Below are 18,621 nucleotides of genomic sequence, written 5' to 3'. Positions count from 1 at the left end.
GTGAAACCCAAAGAAATAGGGAGATAGACAGTAGAACAAGAGATAAAGTATGAGAAAAATAACTTTTATTTTAGGATGGCTTTGTTGTTGTACCCTCGTACAAGCACAAAACAAAGCGATTCGATTTCATTCGCACAATGATTATGATCGAAATGTTCCCTTTTGGAACGCGTATAGTCAAGGGATGAATTCCATTGAAATTGATTTAGTTTTAGTTGATCAAGCGTTGTTTGTAGCACATGATGTGGAAGATGCTAAACTAGAGCGAACAATAGAGCGTTTGTATTTAGAGCCCTTACAACAAGCAGTTAATATGGGATTTGGTCATCCGGACCATCTACAGTTTTTGGTGGATTTGAAAGGAGATGCACAAGCCTCGATGGCGTTGTTAGTGCCGTTATTAAAAAAGTACGAAACGATGATTGAAAAACACAAGATTCAATTCGTTATTTCAGGAAATAAGCCGTCGCTTCGTTCTTTTTTGCATGTACCAGCTTATGTGATGATTGATTTACAAGTGCAGGATACTTGGCAGAATGAAGCTGATATTCTAGAAAAAATTGGCTTGGTGAGTTATAATTTTCAATCCATCTCCACTTGGAAAGGAGTAGGGGAATTACCAGAAAAAGACAAAGTAGAACTAAGACGAAGAATTGTACAAGCGCAGCAAATGCAAAGGCCGATTCGCTTTTGGGCTACGCCAGATACACCAGAAGCTTGGCAAACTTTATATGATTTAGAAGTGGATTACATCAATACGGATACACCTGCTGCTTTGAGGTTGTATTTCGAAAATAAAACAGGAAAATGATGAAGCGATTTTATGTTGTTCTTTTGTTTTGGAGCGCTTGTGGATGGGCACAAGAGGGAGTGAAAATCGGTGTGCTATCTGACCCTCATTTACATGACATCTACCTCAAAGAACCCACTGCTGCTTTGCAGCCCTTTTACAATTCACAAACAAATACATATGAATTTATACGATCATTATCGGGTCAGATGGCTTCTACGCGATTGTTCAATGAAAATTATTTTGCCTTTCGACAAGCATTAGTTGATTTAGCAGCGCAAGGGGTGCGCATCGTACTCATCAGTGGAGATTATACCGATGATGGGCAAGAAGTAAACCTCAGAGCAACCCAAGCTTTATTGACAGAATTCGAAGAACACTATGGGATGCGTTTTCTGCTAACGAATGGCAATCATGAGGCAGTGAATCAGTTGGATCGAGAAAGCGGAAAAGCAGATTTTTTAACGCAAGAGGGACGTGTGATAGGCGTGTATTCTGATGTCAATCTAGTCAAAACGAAAGAGGATCAAGTCTATCCTCCAATGAAAGAACTAGGCTATGCTTCCATGTATCCGTACATAAAAACCTTCGGACTCCAACCAAGAGCAACGGATGTGTTTTATACCACGCCTTTTCATCCATTTGCGTATGAAACGTATACCAAAGAACAAGACTTTAGTTTGGCACAACGACAATATGTGAGTCAAGGGGTGACTTATACTGATTTTACTTACCTCGTGGAGCCTATAGAAGGGGTGTGGATTTTAGCGATTGATGGTAATATGTATCAACAAGTGAATGCAACTACGTTTAAAAATAAAAGCGATGGATATCATCAAATCGAAGAGAGAATGTATTTACTGCATTGGATTAAAACCGTAGTAGAAGAAGCGAAAAAAAGAGGGAAAAAACTACTCGCTTTTGGGCATTATCCACTGTTGGATTTTAATACAGAACAAACGGCTGCTTTAACTGCACTATTAGGGAAGAATCAATTTCAGTTGAATCGTGTTCCCAAAGTAGAAACCCAACAGCTGTGGTTAGAGACAGGCTTGTCTTTGCATTTTGCGGGTCATATGCACATTCACCAGCAAAGTGTGAAAAAACAAGGGAATTTAGCCTTACAGAATATACAGGTTCCTTCTTTAGCCGCCTATCCACCTGCGTATAAAGTAGTTGAAATTAAGAATGAAGAAATAGCTATTCAAACAGTTGAATTACAAGAGGTAGCACAATTTGATGCGCTGTTTGATCGCTATCAAAAAGAAAATACTCAAGGGCAGTATGACGATTTTCTACAAGCGAAGAATTATTATGCTTTGACTAAAAATCACCTCAAATACCTCAGTGAACATCGTTTCTATCACAGTGATTTTGGACATGAAAAATGGAAACCGTATAAAGAAGCAACAAGTTTAGAGCTATTCATGCCAATTGAAATGAAAGCAACGTTGGGTAAAGGCAGTGTGTTAGAAGCACAAAAATTAGATTTTAAAATACTGCTCTTTGATTTGTATTTGCTTCGAAACGGCAGTGATATTGGGCTGAGAGAAATCAATCCAGAGCGAATCGAATTGTATACCCAATGGAAACAATGGATTGTCAAACAAGATAATACCAGTGATTTAGAAAAATTAATTGTAATTCTGTGCAATTTAATCCCCACGTCCGTAGGGTCGAATGGTAATTTGTCTATTTGAATTGATTATCAGGTATAAAAGGTTATGGGTTATGGGTTTGGAGTTATGGGTTGTGGGTGAGGCGGTGTGATGTAAAATCCCGTAGGGGCGAATGGTAATTTGTCTATTTGAATTGATTATCAGGTATAAAAGGCGATGAGAGGGTGTGATGTAAAATCCCGTAGGGGCGAATGGCAATTCGCCCATTTGAATTGATTATCAGGTATAAAAGGCGATGAGAGGGTGTGATGTAAAATCGCGTAGTGGCAAATGGCAATTTGCCAAGTAACAAGATAAATTCTGAAAAAAAGGCGATGAGGCGATGAGGGGTAAGGCACTTCACAAAGCACAAACCTCACAAAGCACAAACCTCACCCCTTCATCAATCTCACCACTTACTGCATTCGCACATAAGTACCCTGATCAAAAATAACTTTATAAGTAGAAGGAAAAAGCTGACTAGGAACATAATAATCCGTTGTAATAATTTGAGCTTTTGATTTCTTTGCCTGTTCAAATGTAGAATAATCATTTGCTCTCGCTTGTTTCGTACTATCATCCGCTCGTGTTCGGATAATCACTCCTTTTTCAGCTAATTTGGGAATAGTTGCATCATAAGGGTCATTGAGAATCATACATCCCGCTTTTGGGTGCGTAAAGGGAACGTTAAGAAATACAGCCAAATCACCTAGGGCGATGGCATCAAATAAGTCCAAACGGTAATCCGTATTATCAATAATCCATACAAATTTCCCTCTACTTTCATCCACTGTAGGCCATTGAATAAAGTCAGTCTTGCGTTTTAATTCTTTTGGAGTAATCAGGTGTTTACTGGTCAATTCTTGAGTAATAAGGGTATTTATTTCTTGAATATTGGCTTGCGTAAACACGGTAGTAGTATCCTTTTTATCATCCTTTAATTCCAAGGTAATGAAGATCGTTTCATGCGTTGGATTTTGTTCAGACCATTGTTTTAACTCTCGAAGCTGTTGGATGAAATCGGGCTGATGGGTTTCAAAATCAACATCAGGCATATGGAAAATTTTATACCCCGGTTTAGCCATGGCAGCCGTCCATTCGTAGGTTTCACCTGAGATAGCCGTCCCACTTGGATTCGCATATTTATTTCCTTGCTCATCCTTCCAGATATCCAGCTCTAAATTTCTCAACCCTAAGTTTAATTGTGTTTCTATTGAGGGATGCTCATAATAAAGTGTTTGAACCTGCGCATTTTTGTCTAGCAAATGCTGATACAATTTGGGGTGAATCGCTTTCTTATAACTATTGTGCGAACCGATGACTTGAATTTGGTGTAAAGGCACTTGTTGTGCATAACTCGCTAGTGAACCTCCAATAAGGAGTGTAAAAATAAATTGTTTCATCTTCTTGATTTCTTTGGGCCTAAAATACAGGGATACCTCTTGTTTTGGGCTATCTCCTTTATTATGTGATTGTTATTCTTTGTTTGTCATCAGCCCTTTTTGGTAATGATTTAATCAAGGTATTATAAAGTTGAAATAAACCTGAGGTAACATTGGATGCATTCTTTTGCAAGACTGAAACTAAAACTAAATCATGAAGAGAAGACTCATTCATTTTCATTTATTAAAAGCCCTTTTTAAATGGAAATCATTTGGTACTTGTATGATTCTTTTGTGTTCAACAACAGCATTTGCTCATTTAAAACCTGGAGCCCATGTGATTACAAAAGAAGAATTGACATTTGTACAGGAAGAAAAAATCAAAGGAAAAATTGTGGACGAGAAAGGTTCACCTGTTGCATTTGCTACGGTTTACATCAAAGGAACACAACGTGCAGTGCAGTCTGACGAAAATGGGACATTTGAAATAAAGGCGCGCATTGGAGAAGTGGTGGTTGTGGAATTTATTGGTTACCAAACACAAGAAAACGAAGATTGCGCAAAATACGGTGCAAATCGTGGTGAAGGAAAGCCAAGAAATGCTAGATGAGCTTGTAGTAGAAGTAGGATATGGAAACAAACACAGAAGCGATTTAACAGGTGCAATTTCACAATTAAGCCCTACAACCTTTAAAGATGGGGTGAATATTTCACCAGATCAACTATTACAAGGAAAAGTGTCCGGTGTTCGCGTGGTGCAAACCAGTGGAGAACCTGGTGCGGGAGTTGATGTTTCGATTCGCGGAATAGGATCAATTCGCAGCGGATCTACTCCTTTATTTGTGGTAGATGGAATGCCTTTATCCAATGAAAATGTATCACCAGGTGGAAGTAACGTTGGTTTTGGAAGCTCAAGTGCTAAAAATCCATTGAACTTCTTGAATGCAAGTGATATTGAATCCATGACAGTCTTAAAAGATGCCTCTGCAGCTGCTATCTATGGAGCTCGAGGATCGAATGGTGTGGTTATTATTACAACCAAAAAAGGAACTTCTCAAGAGCCGACGCTAACATTTGATAGCTCTGTTGGTTTTTCGAGTGTCATCAAAAAACTAGACGTCTTATCGGCAGATGAATATCGCAACAAGATTACAGAACCTGCTTTTGATCATGGTGGAAATACCGATTGGCAAGATGTAATTCTGAGAACAGCTATGACGAGAAATAACAGCTTGTCTTTTGGAACACGTTCCAAATCAGGAGGAAGTTATTTTGCATCAATCTCTAATTTGAAACAAGAAGGAATTATTCAAAATAGTGAGTTCAATCGAAATAGCGCTCGTTTCAATGGAGAAGAAAAATTCTTTAATGACCGTTTAACCATTAAAGCGAACTTAACAGCAAGTGAAATCAAAGAAGATGGTGTGCCAACTTCTGATGACGGAGGTTCAGATGGACAGCTGATGATTCACGCGCTTATGGCTAATCCAACGTGGAGTGTAAAGGATAAAAATGGGGAGTTCACTAATTTCAATATGAATGCGCATTATAACCCGGCGTATTTATTAGATATTTATGAGGATGAAACAAGAACCCTTCGCGCATTAGCTAATTTAGAATTAGGATATAAAATCTTACCTAACTTAAATTATAAATTCAACTTTGGATATGATTTGAGTAATTCAGAACGCAATACAACCATCTATCCAAATATTACAGATCGCTCTCCTCGTGGGCAATATTATCAAGCCAATGTAGAAAGTAAATCCCATCTATTAGAACATTATTTGACCTATGATTTCTCTTTTGGGAAACATCAGTTTGATGTTTTAGGAGGTTTTTCATATCAATATTTCTACAATACAGGAACAACGATAAACTTTACTGAAATTGCAGATCGAAATGATGGTGTATCTCCAAAGGATAACCCTGGTTATAAAGGAAAGTTCAACGGAGTTTCTGGTTATAGTCAAGAAAATGAATTACAGTCGTACTTCGGGCGTTTTAATTACTCTTTTGACGGTAAATACCTTGTTACAGCTTCTGTAAGAGCGGATGGTTCTACTCGTTTTGGAGAAAATAACAAATACGGCTATTTCCCTTCATTCGCTTTGGGATGGAATGTCAACAGAGAAAACTTTTTGATGGATTCTAATGTAGTCAATAACTTGAAGGTAAGAGCGAGTTGGGGACAAACAGGAAACCAAGAAGTGAAAAATAAAATTACACAAGCCAGTTATTCTCAATCTTATAGTGATGGATATTACCTCAATGATGATGGAGAATTAATGCCAGGTATTACCATCTCTAGAACACCAAATCCCGATTTGAAATGGGAGGTTGTAACCCAATTTAATGTGGGTGTGGATTTTAGCTTATGGAATGATAAGTTGTATGGAACACTAGATTACTTCAATAAAACCACTACAGAAGCAATCTTGAATATCCCTTCTAAACCATTAAGTCCAACGTCTGATGTTTGGGTAAATATTGATGGAGAGATTGTCAATAAAGGTGTTGAGTTTATGTTGGGATCAAATATCATTGATAAGGGCGATTTTTCTTGGAATGTAGATGTAAATGGAACATTCTTATCTAATACCATTAAGAATTTACCTGTTTCTCAAATCCTCTCTGGAAGTATTTCAGGACCTGGACAATCAGGCGTAACGGCTAATATTTACAAAAGTGGGTATGCTTTAGGTAGTTTTTATGCCTTGGATCACATCGGATATGATGAAGAAGGTAGAGATATGTACCGCGATGTCAATGGGGATGGTATCATCAGTATGGATGATCGTGTGATTGCTGGAAGTGCAATTCCCGATTTTACGTTTGGTATCAACTCGTATATGAAGTATAAGAACTGGGATTTCTCCTTCTCTATTATTGGACAAACAGGAGGATATTTAGCGAATAATACGATGTTAAATGCGTTGAATATCAATAATCTTGCCTCTGATCGAAATGTCGCTACACAATACGCCAATTCAGGAGCCAATAGCAGTAATCCGCCTCAGTTTTCGGATTTATACATTGAGAAATCCGATTTCATTCGCTTGAATTCTGTTCGTTTAGGTTATACTGTTCCATTGAAAGATTTAAAATGGTTGGATAGCATGAACTTTTATGTTAGTGGACAAAACTTATTGACTCTCTCAGGTTATTCAGGATATGATCCGCTAATTAACTCAAACAAAGCAACAGGTGGAAACCAATCAATAGGCGTTGATTATACATCTTATCCAACGTCAAAAACATTCCTATTTGGATTAACTGTGAAATTTTAATTATGAAGAATATAATATTCAATAAAGTAAATGGATTACTTGTAGTAGGGGCACTTCTGGCAGCTACTTCATGTACGGATTTGGAAGAAAAAGTGTTAGATGAAAATTTGGGTTCATCTGAGATTAATCCCGTTGCCGCATTGACCTCTGCTTATGCTCGTATGGGACAAAATTTATTTGTAGGAACGGGTGGATTGTTTGCCTTACAAGAATTAAGTAGCGATGTGGCTATTTTACCAACGAGAGGAAGTGATTGGGGAGATGCAGGAAAATGGAGAGCCATCTCGGAGTTTACTTGGGCTTCAGACAACGGATTAGTACAAGGAAATTTCAATGATCTAACGAATGGCGTTACGCGTTCTTATACCGCAATTGAAGCTATTACCTTAAATGGAGAAGGAGCTTCAAAAGAATTTTACCTAGCGGAAGCAAAGGGATTGTTGTATTTCTATATCGCACAATTGTTGGATTTATACGGGCAGGCTCCTTATAAAGATCTCAATAACCTTAAAGGACCAATCCGAATTTTGAAGGCAGAATCAGATATTGACTTTGTTATTGCAGAAGTAGAAGGGTTACTTCCTTCTTTGCCAAGTTTAGGTGAAAATCAAACGCATGTAGGGCGCTTTACGAAGCAAGCGGCTTATGGGTTATTAGCGGAGCTTTATATGAATCGCGCCGTGTATAAGGATCGTTATAATGCAAGTTCTACTTTTGATTTTAATGCTAATGCAGCTGATGGTTCGAGCTCTAATATGGATAAAGTAATTCACTATACGAGCCTGTTAATTGATGAAGGACGTTTTCAATTAGAGGAAAATTACTTCCACAATTTTGCGATGGATAATCATACATCGAAAGAAATGATTTTTGCAGTTGTTCAGTATGTTTCGGATATCAAAGGCTCAAGTAATGATTTGGCTTATAATACAATGGAGCGAAATCAACGCGTAACGGCCAAAAATAGAGGCACGAATGCTAGTGCGATTCGCCCCGAGTTTTTCTATAGTTGGAATGGAAATCAAGATGATCCTCGTTTTCAACGCAGCTATCAATATGAAGATGGTACTTGGTTCAAAAATGATGGGACAGATGTATCTGTACCAGCGACATCGATTGCACCAGGAACCTCAGAGCCTTGGTTTCACTTCAATAGAGGGATTCAATTTGGAGTTCAACATGGTCCTAAGTTAGTACAAGCAACGGGGAAATTTGAAATGACAACAGATGGGCGTATCAAAGTCATGCCTTTGGTAATGGAGAAAAGTTCGACAACACCGATGGATTTTACCCCTGATTTTAATTTTGATAATCCTACGGAAGCCATCTTTAAACAGGATCAAATCAATCGTGGAGCTCGTTGTTTTAAGTTTGAATTTGATGCTTCTAAAGGGGATAATGGTTCTTCGGAAGTAGATATTCCAATCTACCGTTTAGGTGGAATGTATATGCTGCGTGCTGAAGCTTATTTCAGAAAAGGGAATGTCGGATTGGCATTGAGCGATATTAATACCGTTCGTACTACTCGTACACATGATGCTTTACACGCAGCTGCAGCAGGTAAGCCAATCGGTGCTTTAGATGCTGAGGTATTGTACAAAGAATTGGGGTATGAGCTGTATTGGGAAATTAAACGCAGACCACAGATGGTGCGTTTCGGAAAGTTTGATTTGCCTTTAGCACAATCAGCTAAACCGCAATCACAACCGTACCGTAGAATTTTTCCAATTCCACAGACGATTATCGATATTGATGCTACGTTTGAACAAAATAAAGGGTATTAGAGGTATGGTTGACGGTTTATGGTGAGAAGGTGAGGTGGTGAAATCGGAACGCAGTGAAAATCGAAACGAAATGTAGATTCATCGAACACCAAAACAAAATAGCAACTCGGTGAGATATATTCATCGAATACGCAAACAAATATAAACCCATGAGATAGAGGGTGAGGTGGTGAGAGGGTGAGATGATGAGGTGGTGAAATCAGAACGAAGTGAAAATCGAAACGAAGTGAAAATCGGAACGTAGTGTAGATTCATCGAACACCAAAACAAAATAGCAACTCGGTGAGATATATTCATCGAACACCAAAAACAAAATAACAACTCAGTGAGATATATTCATCGAATACGCAAACAAATATAAACCCATGAGATAGAGAATGAGGTGGTGAGAAGGTGAGATGATGAAAAAAACCTGTAGTGGCAAATGGCAATTTGCCAAATAACTGGATGATTCCGACAAACCTCACAAATAACAAACCGAGCAAACCTCACAAAGCACAAACTTCACTTCATAAAAAAAGGATTTCTCTCTCGAGAAATCCTTTTTTTATTACTTCATTGTTGCTGTTGAGGGAAGCAGCATACTGCTTACTTCTCCAAAGCCAATGCGGATGTCGTCATTCTGGCAATATCCCTTCATGGTGATGGTATCGTAGTCTTCGATAAAAGTACGTGTACTACCATCTGCTAAGGTTATTGGATTTGCACCTGCCCACGTTAACTCCAGTAAAGAACCAAAGCTATTGGGTGCAGTTCCTGAAATTGTTCCAGATCCCATTAAGTCTCCAGCGTTAATCTTACAACCGTTAACTGTATGATGCGCCAATTGTTGACTCATAGTCCAGTACAAATATTTGAAATTTGACTCACAAATTAGGTTGTCTTGACCATTTTCTGGTTGAAGATATACCTCTAAATTGATGTCAAATGTTTTATCTCCTGTTTGTTGTAAATACGGTAGAGGAGTAGGGTCCTGTTTTGGACTCACTGTTCTAAATGGCTCTAAAGCATCTAGGGTAATCACCCATGGAGAAATAGAGGTCGCGAAGTTTTTAGCTAAGAAGGGCCCTAGTGGAACATATTCCCATGTTTGAATATCACGGGCACTCCAGTCGTTTAATAAGACCATTCCAAAGATGTGCTCTTCAGCTTCATCAACCGGAATACTTTCTCCAAACAAATTGGCATCTGTAGTGATAAACGCGGTTTCTAATTCAAAGTCAATGCGAGTAGAAGGTCCAAAAATAGGTTGTGATTCTCCTTTTGGTAACGTCTGTCCCATTGGTCGTTTTACGTGAATGCCAGAAGGAATAACAGTCGAACTTCTACCGTGATAACCTACTGGAATGTGAAGCCAGTTTGGCAATAAGGCATTTGCTGGGTCTCTGAACATTTTACCAACATTGGTTGCATGCTCTCTGCTCGAGTAAAAATCCGTGTAATCACCAATATATACGGGTAATTGCATTTCTACTTCTTCTATTTTAAAGATAACTGCCTCTTTGTGTTTGGCATTGTTTTGTAAGGTTGGGTCTGCTTTGTCGAAAATATCAGCGATTCTATTTCGAACTGCACGCCATGTTTTCTTTCCACTAGAAATGAAATCATTAAGATTGTCTTGTAAAAACACATCGTCTGTCAGTTCGATTCCTTTTAAATACCCTAACATTTGTAAGGCACTTAAATCGATGGCATAATCGCCAATACGAGTTCCAATTGTTACAATATCATCTTTCGTAATAAAAACCCCAAAAGGAATATTTTGGATCGGGAAGTCAGATTTTGCCTGAACTTCTAACCAAGATTCTCTTTTCGGATCATTTGCCGTAATCATCATATTTATTGCTTAATTAATTGAATGAATAGTTTAATCAAATATATAATTATAGGGCAAATTAACAAACGAATTTTGTACATTTGAGGTCAATTTAACGAAATATACAATTCAGATGAGAAGAGATACAGAAATTTTCGACTTAATCGTAGAAGAAGGGGATAGACAAGTACACGGTATTGAGCTAATTGCCTCTGAAAACTTTGTAAGTGAGCAAACGATGGAAGCAGCCGGATCTTGTTTAACTAATAAATACGCAGAGGGATATCCAAACAAACGTTACTACGGAGGATGCGAAGTAGTAGATGTTGTAGAGCAAATCGCTATTGATCGCGCAAAAGCTCTTTTTGGTGCTGAATATGTGAATGTTCAACCTCACTCTGGATCACAAGCGAATACAGCTGTTTTTTCTGCTTGTTTAAAACCAGGAGATAAAATCTTAGGATTTGACTTGTCTCACGGTGGACACTTAACACACGGATCACCAGTGAATTTCTCTGGAAAATTGTATAATCCAGTATTTTACGGTGTAGAGCAAGAAACAGGTTTATTAAACTACGATAAAATCGCAGAAATCGCGAAAAAAGAGCAACCAAAATTAATCATTGCTGGTGCTTCTGCTTATTCTCGCGATATGGATTTCAAACGCTTTAGAGAAATCGCTGATAGCGTTGGAGCGCTGTTAATGGCAGATATTTCTCACCCTGCAGGATTAATTGCAAAGGGATTGATGAATGATCCAGTGCCTCATTGTCATATCATTACAACAACGACACACAAAACATTGCGTGGTCCACGTGGAGGAATGATCATGATTGGAAAAGATTTCCCTAACCCATTTGGTTTAACAACACCAAAAGGAGAAGTACGCATGATGTCTGCTTTATTGGATAGTGCTGTATTCCCTGGAAACCAAGGAGGACCTTTGATGCACATCATCGCTGCAAAAGCAATTGCTTTTGGAGAAGCATTAACAGATGAGTTCTTCACTTATATGTTGCAAGTACAGAAAAATGCAAAAGCAATGGCAGATGCATTTGTAAAAAGAGGATATGACATCATTTCTGGAGGAACAGATAACCACATGATGTTGATCGACTTGAGAAACAAAAATATTTCAGGAAAAGACGCAGAACAAGCGTTAGTAAAAGCTGAAATTACAGTAAATAAAAACATGGTGCCATTTGATGATAAATCACCATTCGTAACTTCAGGTATCCGTATTGGTACACCTGCAATCACGACAAGAGGATTGAAAGAAGAAGATATGGAAACAATCGTTGCTTTAATTGATAAAGTAATCCTTAACCATACAAATGAAGATATCATCGAAGAAGTTGCAGATGAAGTAAATGAAATGATGGCTGAACGCCCAATGTTCGTTTGGTAGACTTTTAGAGAGAGGAAAATGGAGAGGGGAGATGAGTCTCGATAAAATTGATATAAAAAAAGGTTTCTATTGAATTAGAAACCTTTTTTTATGAATATATGTCCCGTCCTGAAATAGCGACTATAAAAAACAATCATTATAGTTGAAGAATGGAAGTATAAGCTACATGTAAATTTGATAGGATCGATTGATTAGTTGGTTTTGTTTTTAACTCGAAGGAACAAGACAATAGCAACTAAAGGAGTTATTGCAAAAATAGAGTATAGATATAGCGATGAGTTTGTTATAGCTACTATATCTGTTGACTGGGTAATACCACTTAGATTGGTAACTAATCCCGCGAGAGCAGCTCCAAATGAGGTGGCTATAAGTTGTACGGTTGTGATAGAGGAAGAGGTTAAGTTCTCCTCTCCTTTGGGAGCTAAGGCAAACACTTTAGTTAATAAATGTGGCCATCCCATTCCAATACCTGCACCTATTGCTAAAAGAAAAATACAGTTCAATACAAGCTGCCAAGTAGGAGCTAAAGTAGAGTTCAAACTAATGTAACTCAAACCTATTAATCCAACAAACATAAGAAAAGCACCTAGTAGGATGATGTTGCGAATAGTTTTTCCTTTGCAACCAGAAAATAAAATAGAGGATATTGTCCATCCTAAGGCTATTAAAACAGTTAGATATCCTGCTTGTATAGGAGTAAAACCATTGATTACTTGGGCGTAGTAAGGAACGTAAATTTCAATAGCGGTAGCGATTGTCAATAATGCCATAATTGCATAGGTTGAACCAAGTATGGAAGATATTTTATAAGCACCTGTTGGCAGCAATCTGTTTTTACTGTTTTTTTCTAAGTAGATTACTCCAGCAAGTAATAAAATAGCGACACTAACCCCTAGGACATTCTTCCCTATACTTTGCTGAATACTTCCAATCGAAACGGCTAAAACAGACAAGGTAAGTAGTAGGAGTTTTACTGTTGGAATTGGGCTTGCCGTTTGTGCGTTGTGTTTCTGAGGAATTATAACGGTGGCTACCAGTAAAATAAATAAACAAAAGAAGAGTAAAATACCGAAAGACCATCTCCAATGCCCGTGTTCAGCAAAGATTCCTCCGATAAAAGGCCCCGAAAAAGCAGCAACTCCCCACATAGCTGAAACTAAAGCCATGGCTCTTGACCATAGATTTTCTGTAAAGACTAAGCGAATCATTGCGTAGGATAAGGCAAAGAGCAATCCGCCACCATACCCCTGAATAAATCGACCAAGAAGTAAAATATACATTGTTGGTGCAAACGTACACAGTAGTGTACCCAATGAAAAAAGTAAAATTGCAATCTGATAAGCCTTTCGAGGTCCTGATTTAGTCATTTGATTGGCAGAAATAACAGACCCAATGACAGAAGCAACAACAAAGATTGTGGTATTCCATGCATAGTATTGAATTCCACCAATTTCTTTTATAATTGAAGGCATAATAGTTGTTGCTAAATAAACATTGGTTGCGTGTAACATTACGCCTAAAGCGAGCACAATTGCTTTTAGAGCATTCCCTTTTGAAAAAAGAACCGCCCAAGAAGCTTGTGTATGGGTAGGGGATACTTCCATATCATTCATTTTTAAATAATTAAAATTACTTTGCAAAGTTCATGAACAAGGAAGGGAGGAGCAATATCCAATATTCGGAAAAAAATTCAATTTTTTCGGAAAGGATAGCCTGATTGTGTAGTTTGTGTTTTTGAAAAAGAACAATAAGAAGGTTATTGTTTTTTTCTATACGCATGAGGAGAAATATTCATATGACTTTTAAAAAATCTTTAAAAGTAAGAAGCCGTTTCAAAACCAAGAGTCAAAGCGCATTCCTTTATTGATTTTGTTGAGTGTTTTAATAAAAATTGACTTTCCAAAAAGATTCGTTCATGTATGATTTGAAGGGCAGTATGTCCCGTTTCTTCTTTGACAACCTCAGTTAAATGTTTTGCAGATACATTGAGGGTAGAGGCATATTGACCAATAGAGTTCCAAGTTGAAAAATACTGATCAACTAGTTTTTTAAATTCATAGGTGACTTGATAATTCCGATTCATGTTTTTTTCAAATCCCAATAAACAGAACTCACAAGCACGGTTGTATTCATACAAAATTTCCATTACTAACAGTCGCACAATATCAAGGTGATAAGCATATTGCAAATCAATTTCATTTTTAATCGCTGTAAACTTATCTGCAACAAGCTGAAATCTTGTATGTAATTCATACATAGGCGGATAATTATTATTGAGTAATAATAGTTCATCAACAATTTCATCCTTCAAAAAGATCTTTTGTAAAAAAGTTTTGGTAAAAAATAATTGTTTGACTTCTAAATCAGGAGAAATATCACTGGTGGAGAGTATAACATTAGGAGAGATAATTGCAATTGTACCAGGATTTAATTTGAATTGGTGAAATCCAGCTTTGATGGTACTAAAACCGTGATGACAGATTAAAATAGTATAATAATCATTTTTTGTAGGAATCTCTATTTTTAGGTTTTCAATTCCTTCATAATATTTTAATTCTTGGTCTATCATTTCAGTCTATTTAGCGTTAAAACGTAAGAATAACGCTACTTCATGTTTGCAATTATTCTTCTACCTCCATCAAGCAATAAAAATGAACCACACTATCCACACAAATTTGGTAGTGTAATTGGTTGTTTTCTTGCAGTAGATGCACTTCACAAGTGTCGTTGATTCGCGTTTCTTTTAAGAAGTGCATGTCAATGACTTGTATTTTATCTACCGCTTGTTGACAAGCAAAAGCAGCGTCAATACACCATTCCAAATATTTGATATTCGTTACGTGATGCACCATATCCAAATCAGATAGCTTAACGCGTAGTTCATCAATTTTATGGTAGGCTCCTTTGTGTAGTTTTGCAAATTCCGCTTGCGTTACCTTTTTATCCGTGTATTTGATAAAATGTTCGTGGGGTAAAGCAATGAGTTCTGGTCTACGGCGTTCCGTATTGATAATCACCCATAGAGAGGAAGCCACTGCAATGAGCTGTTCACCGAGATAAACTTCAAAATTTCGAATAGATCGCACACCATCTAAGCGTTCAATCCAAGTGCTAATAGTAATCTTATCTTGCCATTGAGGGAGTTCAGCTTTCTTTTCAATTCGAAATTTGCTAAGTACCCACGCTTGGTTGTGTTTTTTTAAATCCCAAAAACTAATTCCACCAAGCACCGAATGATCTGCCGAAACACTTTGAATGAGTTTACATAAATCTACCCATTTTAGATGTCCAGAAGGAGAGCATGCAAAGAAGTCTATTTCATAAGATTGTTGGTGAATGGATGTAAATTGGTTGGAAATGGGCATAATTGATTAATTTAGTTGCTCGGTAATCGCTGCTATAATCAGTTTTGGGTCTGTTTGATAGGGATACCAAGTCGCGTTTGGCGTTCTTTTGAACCAAGTAATTTGTCTCTTGGCAAATCGACGCGTATTCTTTTTGATTTCTTCGATCGCTTCTTCAAGCGTACCTTCTCCATTAAAATAATGGAAGAGTTCACGATAACCTACGGTTTGTAAAGCATTTAGTTCTTGATAGGGCAGTAGGGCTTGTACTTCTTCTAAAAGTCCTCCCTCTAGCATGAGATCCACGCGTTTATTGATGCGATCATACATGATTTCACGCGGAGCTTCTAAACCAATAACGATGGGAATAAAGTTGCGTTGAACCTTCTTTTTCGCTAAAAAACTAGAGTAGGGCTGTCCTGTTCCAATCGAAACTTCTAGGGCACGTGTAACACGTTGCGGATTGTCTAAGGCTACCTTTTCGTAGTGCACCGGGTCTAACTCCTTGAGTTGAGCTTGAAGATAAGGCAAGCCTTTTTCTTCCAAGGCTTGGTTGAGTTCTTCACGGATACGCGGGTCAATATCTGGGAATTCATCTAATCCCTCTAAAATAGCATTGACATACAAACCAGAGCCACCAACCAGTACTTGCACGTTGTTTTGCTCAAATAGGCGGTCCAAATGCGCAATGGCATCACGTTCAAAATCCCCTACAGAGTAGGAATCCTGAATGCTGATATGTTGAATAAAGTGATGCGGTACAGCGTCGAGTTCCTTTTGGGAAGGAACAGCAGTACCTAGCGTCATTTCTTTAAAGAATTGACGGCTATCACAAGATAGAATTTCACATTGAAAATGTTGGGCTAATTGTATAGCTAAAGCCGTTTTTCCGATGGCTGTTGGGCCAATAACGACAAGTAAATAATGGGGTTTATCGGGTAAAGACATCTCCTAATTTTTGGCCGCAATTATAGCAATAATTAGCGTCATCATCATAAATTGTTGTTGTACAAGAAGAACAAGTTCTTCTTCGTCTAGCATCAATGCTTTTATTTCGTTTTAAGCTTGTAAATTCCGCTGTTACAATTCCAGTAGGAACGGCAATAATACCATATCCCATAATCATAATAAACGAAGCAATCATCTGTCCTATTGTGGTCTGTGGAGCAATATCTCCATAACCTACTGTCGTAAGGGTTACAATACACCAGTAGATACTTTTCGGTATACTGGTAAAGCCATTGTCTTTGCCTTCAATAACATACATCAAGGCCCCTAGTAAAATCGAAACAACCACGATAAAGTAGATGAAAACAATGATTTTCGTTCTACTCGCTTTGATTGCAAGCTTTAAGTTGGACTCTTGTCCGATGTAAGGAACTAAGTTTAAAATACCGAATAAACGCAGTAAACGCAGGGCTCGAACTACAGATAAAATACCTAAATCCGAAACAAAGAACGACAAATACATCGGCATAATCGAGATTAAATCGACAATACCATAGAAGCTGAAAATGTACTTCAGCGGTTGTTTGTTACAGATAATCCGCAACACGTATTCAATCGTAAAGAAAATAGTAATCACCCATTCCAATACCTTCAGTAGGGTGTGATGTTTCATGTCGTAGCTCTCAATCGACTCCAACATAACCAAAATCACACTCAATAGAATCACTGCAAGTAGAACTAAATCGAATAGTTTACCAGCAAATGTATTGGAGCCATAGATGATGATATAAATCTTCTGTTTAAGAATATCCCACTTATTTTTTAGTCTGCGTCTCAACGTATATACTTTTAATAATGGATTAATTTATAACCGGTTTTCTTATTCAAATAATTGAGAATAATATTTCTGTTGTTGCGGTGAAAGGTAATAGGCGTAAGGTTTGCCGCAATCCTTGCGGGATCGTTGATTTGATAATTCAAATCGTAAAAACAATAGCCGGCTAGCTTTCCGCTTTCCATCACCACAGCGCTTCTCTCGTTGATGGTGCGTCCCTTATCGAGGATCAACACATTGCCATCATCTAGGTTGTAATGTTGTAATAAGTTAATTAATAACGTATTATATTCTTGAAATGCTAAATCAAATGTAGTACAAAAAGTATCTTCTGTTACTTTTTTTGATTTTTTTTCATGCAAAACTTCCAAGTAAAAAGGCTGTTCAAAATCAGCCGTGATTTTTTCTACAAATTTTCTCCCTTCAGCTAAAGAAGTAAAAGCCATGTGATTTCTTTTACGTCCATCTGTTTTTTCTAAGCTGAAATAAAAATAACCTTGTAGGTTGGTTTTTACATACAGCGAATAGGGGAAAATCCCTTTTTTGGTTACTTTGTTGTATTTGGGTTTATTTAAAAGAATTTCTTCTGCTTCTTTTAAAATAGCAATCAGTTCATTTCCTGTTTTTTCAAAAGTAACGGTATACGTTTCTTTTTGAACCTTTTTGAATAGGACAGAATTATTGGTAAAGTGCTGCATGATCTTCTTCTTGATGTTGCGACTTTTACCAATGAAGATGATTTCACCTTCTTCGTTATGGATATAGTAAATACCAACCGAAGTAGGGAGGTTATCTGTAATATCAAAAAACTTGGGATTAAGTCCTGTTTTAATATCGGACTTAATCATGCTAGTTAGTATTGTCTTTTCGGTGTCTTTTGATAAGAGTAGCTGAAATAGTTTGAGTGTTGCTAGGGCATCACCATAAGCACGATGGCGGTCTGCCAAGGGAATTCCCAAGGTGCGCACCAATTTTCCCAAACTATACGAAGGCATTTCAGGTAACAACTTTTGGGCAAGCTCAACAGTACACAACGTATCTTTTTGAAAATTGTATCCCAAACGACTAAATTCATTGCGCAACACGCGATAATCGAAAGCCGCATTATGTGCTACCAGCACACAATCTTCTGTCATTTCAATAATGCGTTTTGCTAATTCATGAAATTTAGGCGCTAAGCGAAGCATAGCACTATTGATCCCTGTCAGTTTTACAACGAAGGGCTGTATTTCTTTCTCGGGATTGACTAAACTAATGAGTTGGTCAACAATCTGATGACCATCAAATTTATAAATGGCAATCTCGGTTATCCCTTCTTCATTAAACTGACCACCTGTGGTCTCTATATCTAAAATTGCGTACAATA

The 18,621-nt window shown here is 37.6% G+C and carries 14 protein-coding genes; 6 read left to right on the top strand and 8 right to left on the bottom strand.

The annotated features are described in order from the left end of the window. The first annotated feature begins 49 nt into the window (after nucleotides 1-49). Complete coding sequence (locus tag M2306_RS08495) at nucleotides 50-811, top strand: PI-PLC domain-containing protein (RefSeq protein WP_259188214.1); 762 nt, start codon at nucleotides 50-52, stop codon at nucleotides 809-811. After that, entirely contained in the window at nucleotides 811-2,490 is a 1,680-nt protein-coding gene (locus tag M2306_RS08490; protein ID WP_498882820.1) for a metallophosphoesterase, read from the top strand. Before M2306_RS08495 ends, M2306_RS08490 begins: the two co-directional genes overlap by 1 nt. 374 nt (nucleotides 2,491-2,864) lie before the next feature. On the opposite strand, the gene M2306_RS08485 is transcribed toward M2306_RS08490, so the two are convergent. Next, nucleotides 2,865-3,851: a Ca2+-dependent phosphoinositide-specific phospholipase C gene (locus tag M2306_RS08485; RefSeq protein ID WP_259188217.1), complete on the bottom strand. Its 987-nt coding sequence runs from the start codon at nucleotides 3,849-3,851 to the stop codon at nucleotides 2,865-2,867. 193 nt (nucleotides 3,852-4,044) lie between these two features. Between M2306_RS08485 and M2306_RS08480 the strand changes: the two genes are divergently transcribed. Genes M2306_RS08480 through M2306_RS08470 form a run of 3 tightly spaced genes read left to right on the top strand, consistent with a single transcriptional unit; the run spans nucleotide 4,045 to nucleotide 8,904 of the window. Then, nucleotides 4,045-4,440 (top strand): carboxypeptidase-like regulatory domain-containing protein, encoded by a 396-nt coding sequence (locus tag M2306_RS08480; RefSeq protein ID WP_498882819.1) that lies wholly within the window; start codon nucleotides 4,045-4,047, stop codon nucleotides 4,438-4,440. Next, on the top strand, nucleotides 4,331-7,120 hold the full coding sequence (locus M2306_RS08475; protein ID WP_498882818.1) for a SusC/RagA family TonB-linked outer membrane protein: 2,790 nt from the start codon (nucleotides 4,331-4,333) through the stop codon (nucleotides 7,118-7,120). The genes M2306_RS08480 and M2306_RS08475 overlap by 110 nt, the downstream gene beginning before the upstream one ends. Before the next feature lie 2 nt (nucleotides 7,121-7,122). Beyond that, entirely contained in the window at nucleotides 7,123-8,904 is a 1,782-nt protein-coding gene (locus M2306_RS08470; protein WP_259188219.1) for a RagB/SusD family nutrient uptake outer membrane protein, read from the top strand. Nucleotides 8,905-9,454: 550 nt separating this feature from the next. Here the strand turns inward: M2306_RS08470 and fahA are convergent. Next, nucleotides 9,455-10,741 carry a fumarylacetoacetase gene (gene fahA, locus M2306_RS08465; protein WP_181816676.1) on the bottom strand — a complete coding sequence of 429 codons (1,287 nt, stop codon included), beginning with the start codon at nucleotides 10,739-10,741 and terminating at the stop codon, nucleotides 9,455-9,457. 112 nt (nucleotides 10,742-10,853) lie between these two features. Here fahA and glyA point away from each other — a divergent pair, with 112 nt between their 5' ends. Then, complete coding sequence (gene glyA / locus M2306_RS08460) at nucleotides 10,854-12,128, top strand: serine hydroxymethyltransferase (RefSeq protein ID WP_002991355.1); 1,275 nt, start codon at nucleotides 10,854-10,856, stop codon at nucleotides 12,126-12,128. 191 nt (nucleotides 12,129-12,319) lie between these two features. Here glyA and M2306_RS08455 read toward each other — a convergent pair whose 3' ends face one another. The 6 genes from M2306_RS08455 to M2306_RS08430 form a co-directional block, all read right to left on the bottom strand. Further along, nucleotides 12,320-13,732 (bottom strand): MFS transporter, encoded by a 1,413-nt coding sequence (locus tag M2306_RS08455; RefSeq protein ID WP_115091595.1) that lies wholly within the window; start codon nucleotides 13,730-13,732, stop codon nucleotides 12,320-12,322. A gap of 209 nt (nucleotides 13,733-13,941) precedes the next feature. Further along, nucleotides 13,942-14,697 (bottom strand): helix-turn-helix domain-containing protein, encoded by a 756-nt coding sequence (locus tag M2306_RS08450; protein ID WP_259188223.1) that lies wholly within the window; start codon nucleotides 14,695-14,697, stop codon nucleotides 13,942-13,944. Between the two features lie 52 nt (nucleotides 14,698-14,749). Next, nucleotides 14,750-15,493 carry an acyl-[acyl-carrier-protein] thioesterase gene (locus tag M2306_RS08445; RefSeq protein WP_115089826.1) on the bottom strand — a complete coding sequence of 248 codons (744 nt, stop codon included), beginning with the start codon at nucleotides 15,491-15,493 and terminating at the stop codon, nucleotides 14,750-14,752. Nucleotides 15,494-15,499: 6 nt separating this feature from the next. Beyond that, complete coding sequence (gene miaA, locus M2306_RS08440) at nucleotides 15,500-16,420, bottom strand: tRNA (adenosine(37)-N6)-dimethylallyltransferase MiaA (protein WP_259188225.1); 921 nt, start codon at nucleotides 16,418-16,420, stop codon at nucleotides 15,500-15,502. Next, on the bottom strand, nucleotides 16,404-17,258 hold the full coding sequence (locus M2306_RS08435) for an ion transporter (protein ID WP_002991366.1): 855 nt from the start codon (nucleotides 17,256-17,258) through the stop codon (nucleotides 16,404-16,406). Before M2306_RS08435 ends, miaA begins: the two co-directional genes overlap by 17 nt. An 11-nt stretch (nucleotides 17,259-17,269) precedes the next feature. Then, nucleotides 17,270-18,619 (bottom strand): exonuclease domain-containing protein, encoded by a 1,350-nt coding sequence (locus tag M2306_RS08430; protein WP_259188227.1) that lies wholly within the window; start codon nucleotides 18,617-18,619, stop codon nucleotides 17,270-17,272. Nucleotides 18,620-18,621 lie beyond the last annotated feature (2 nt).

Source organism: Myroides gitamensis, assembly GCF_029894455.1.
Taxonomy (GTDB): Bacteria; Bacteroidota; Bacteroidia; order Flavobacteriales; family Flavobacteriaceae; genus Flavobacterium; species Flavobacterium odoratum.
The sequence above is the reverse complement of the archived record's forward strand: the minus strand, read 5'-3'. Positions and strand labels throughout refer to the sequence as shown.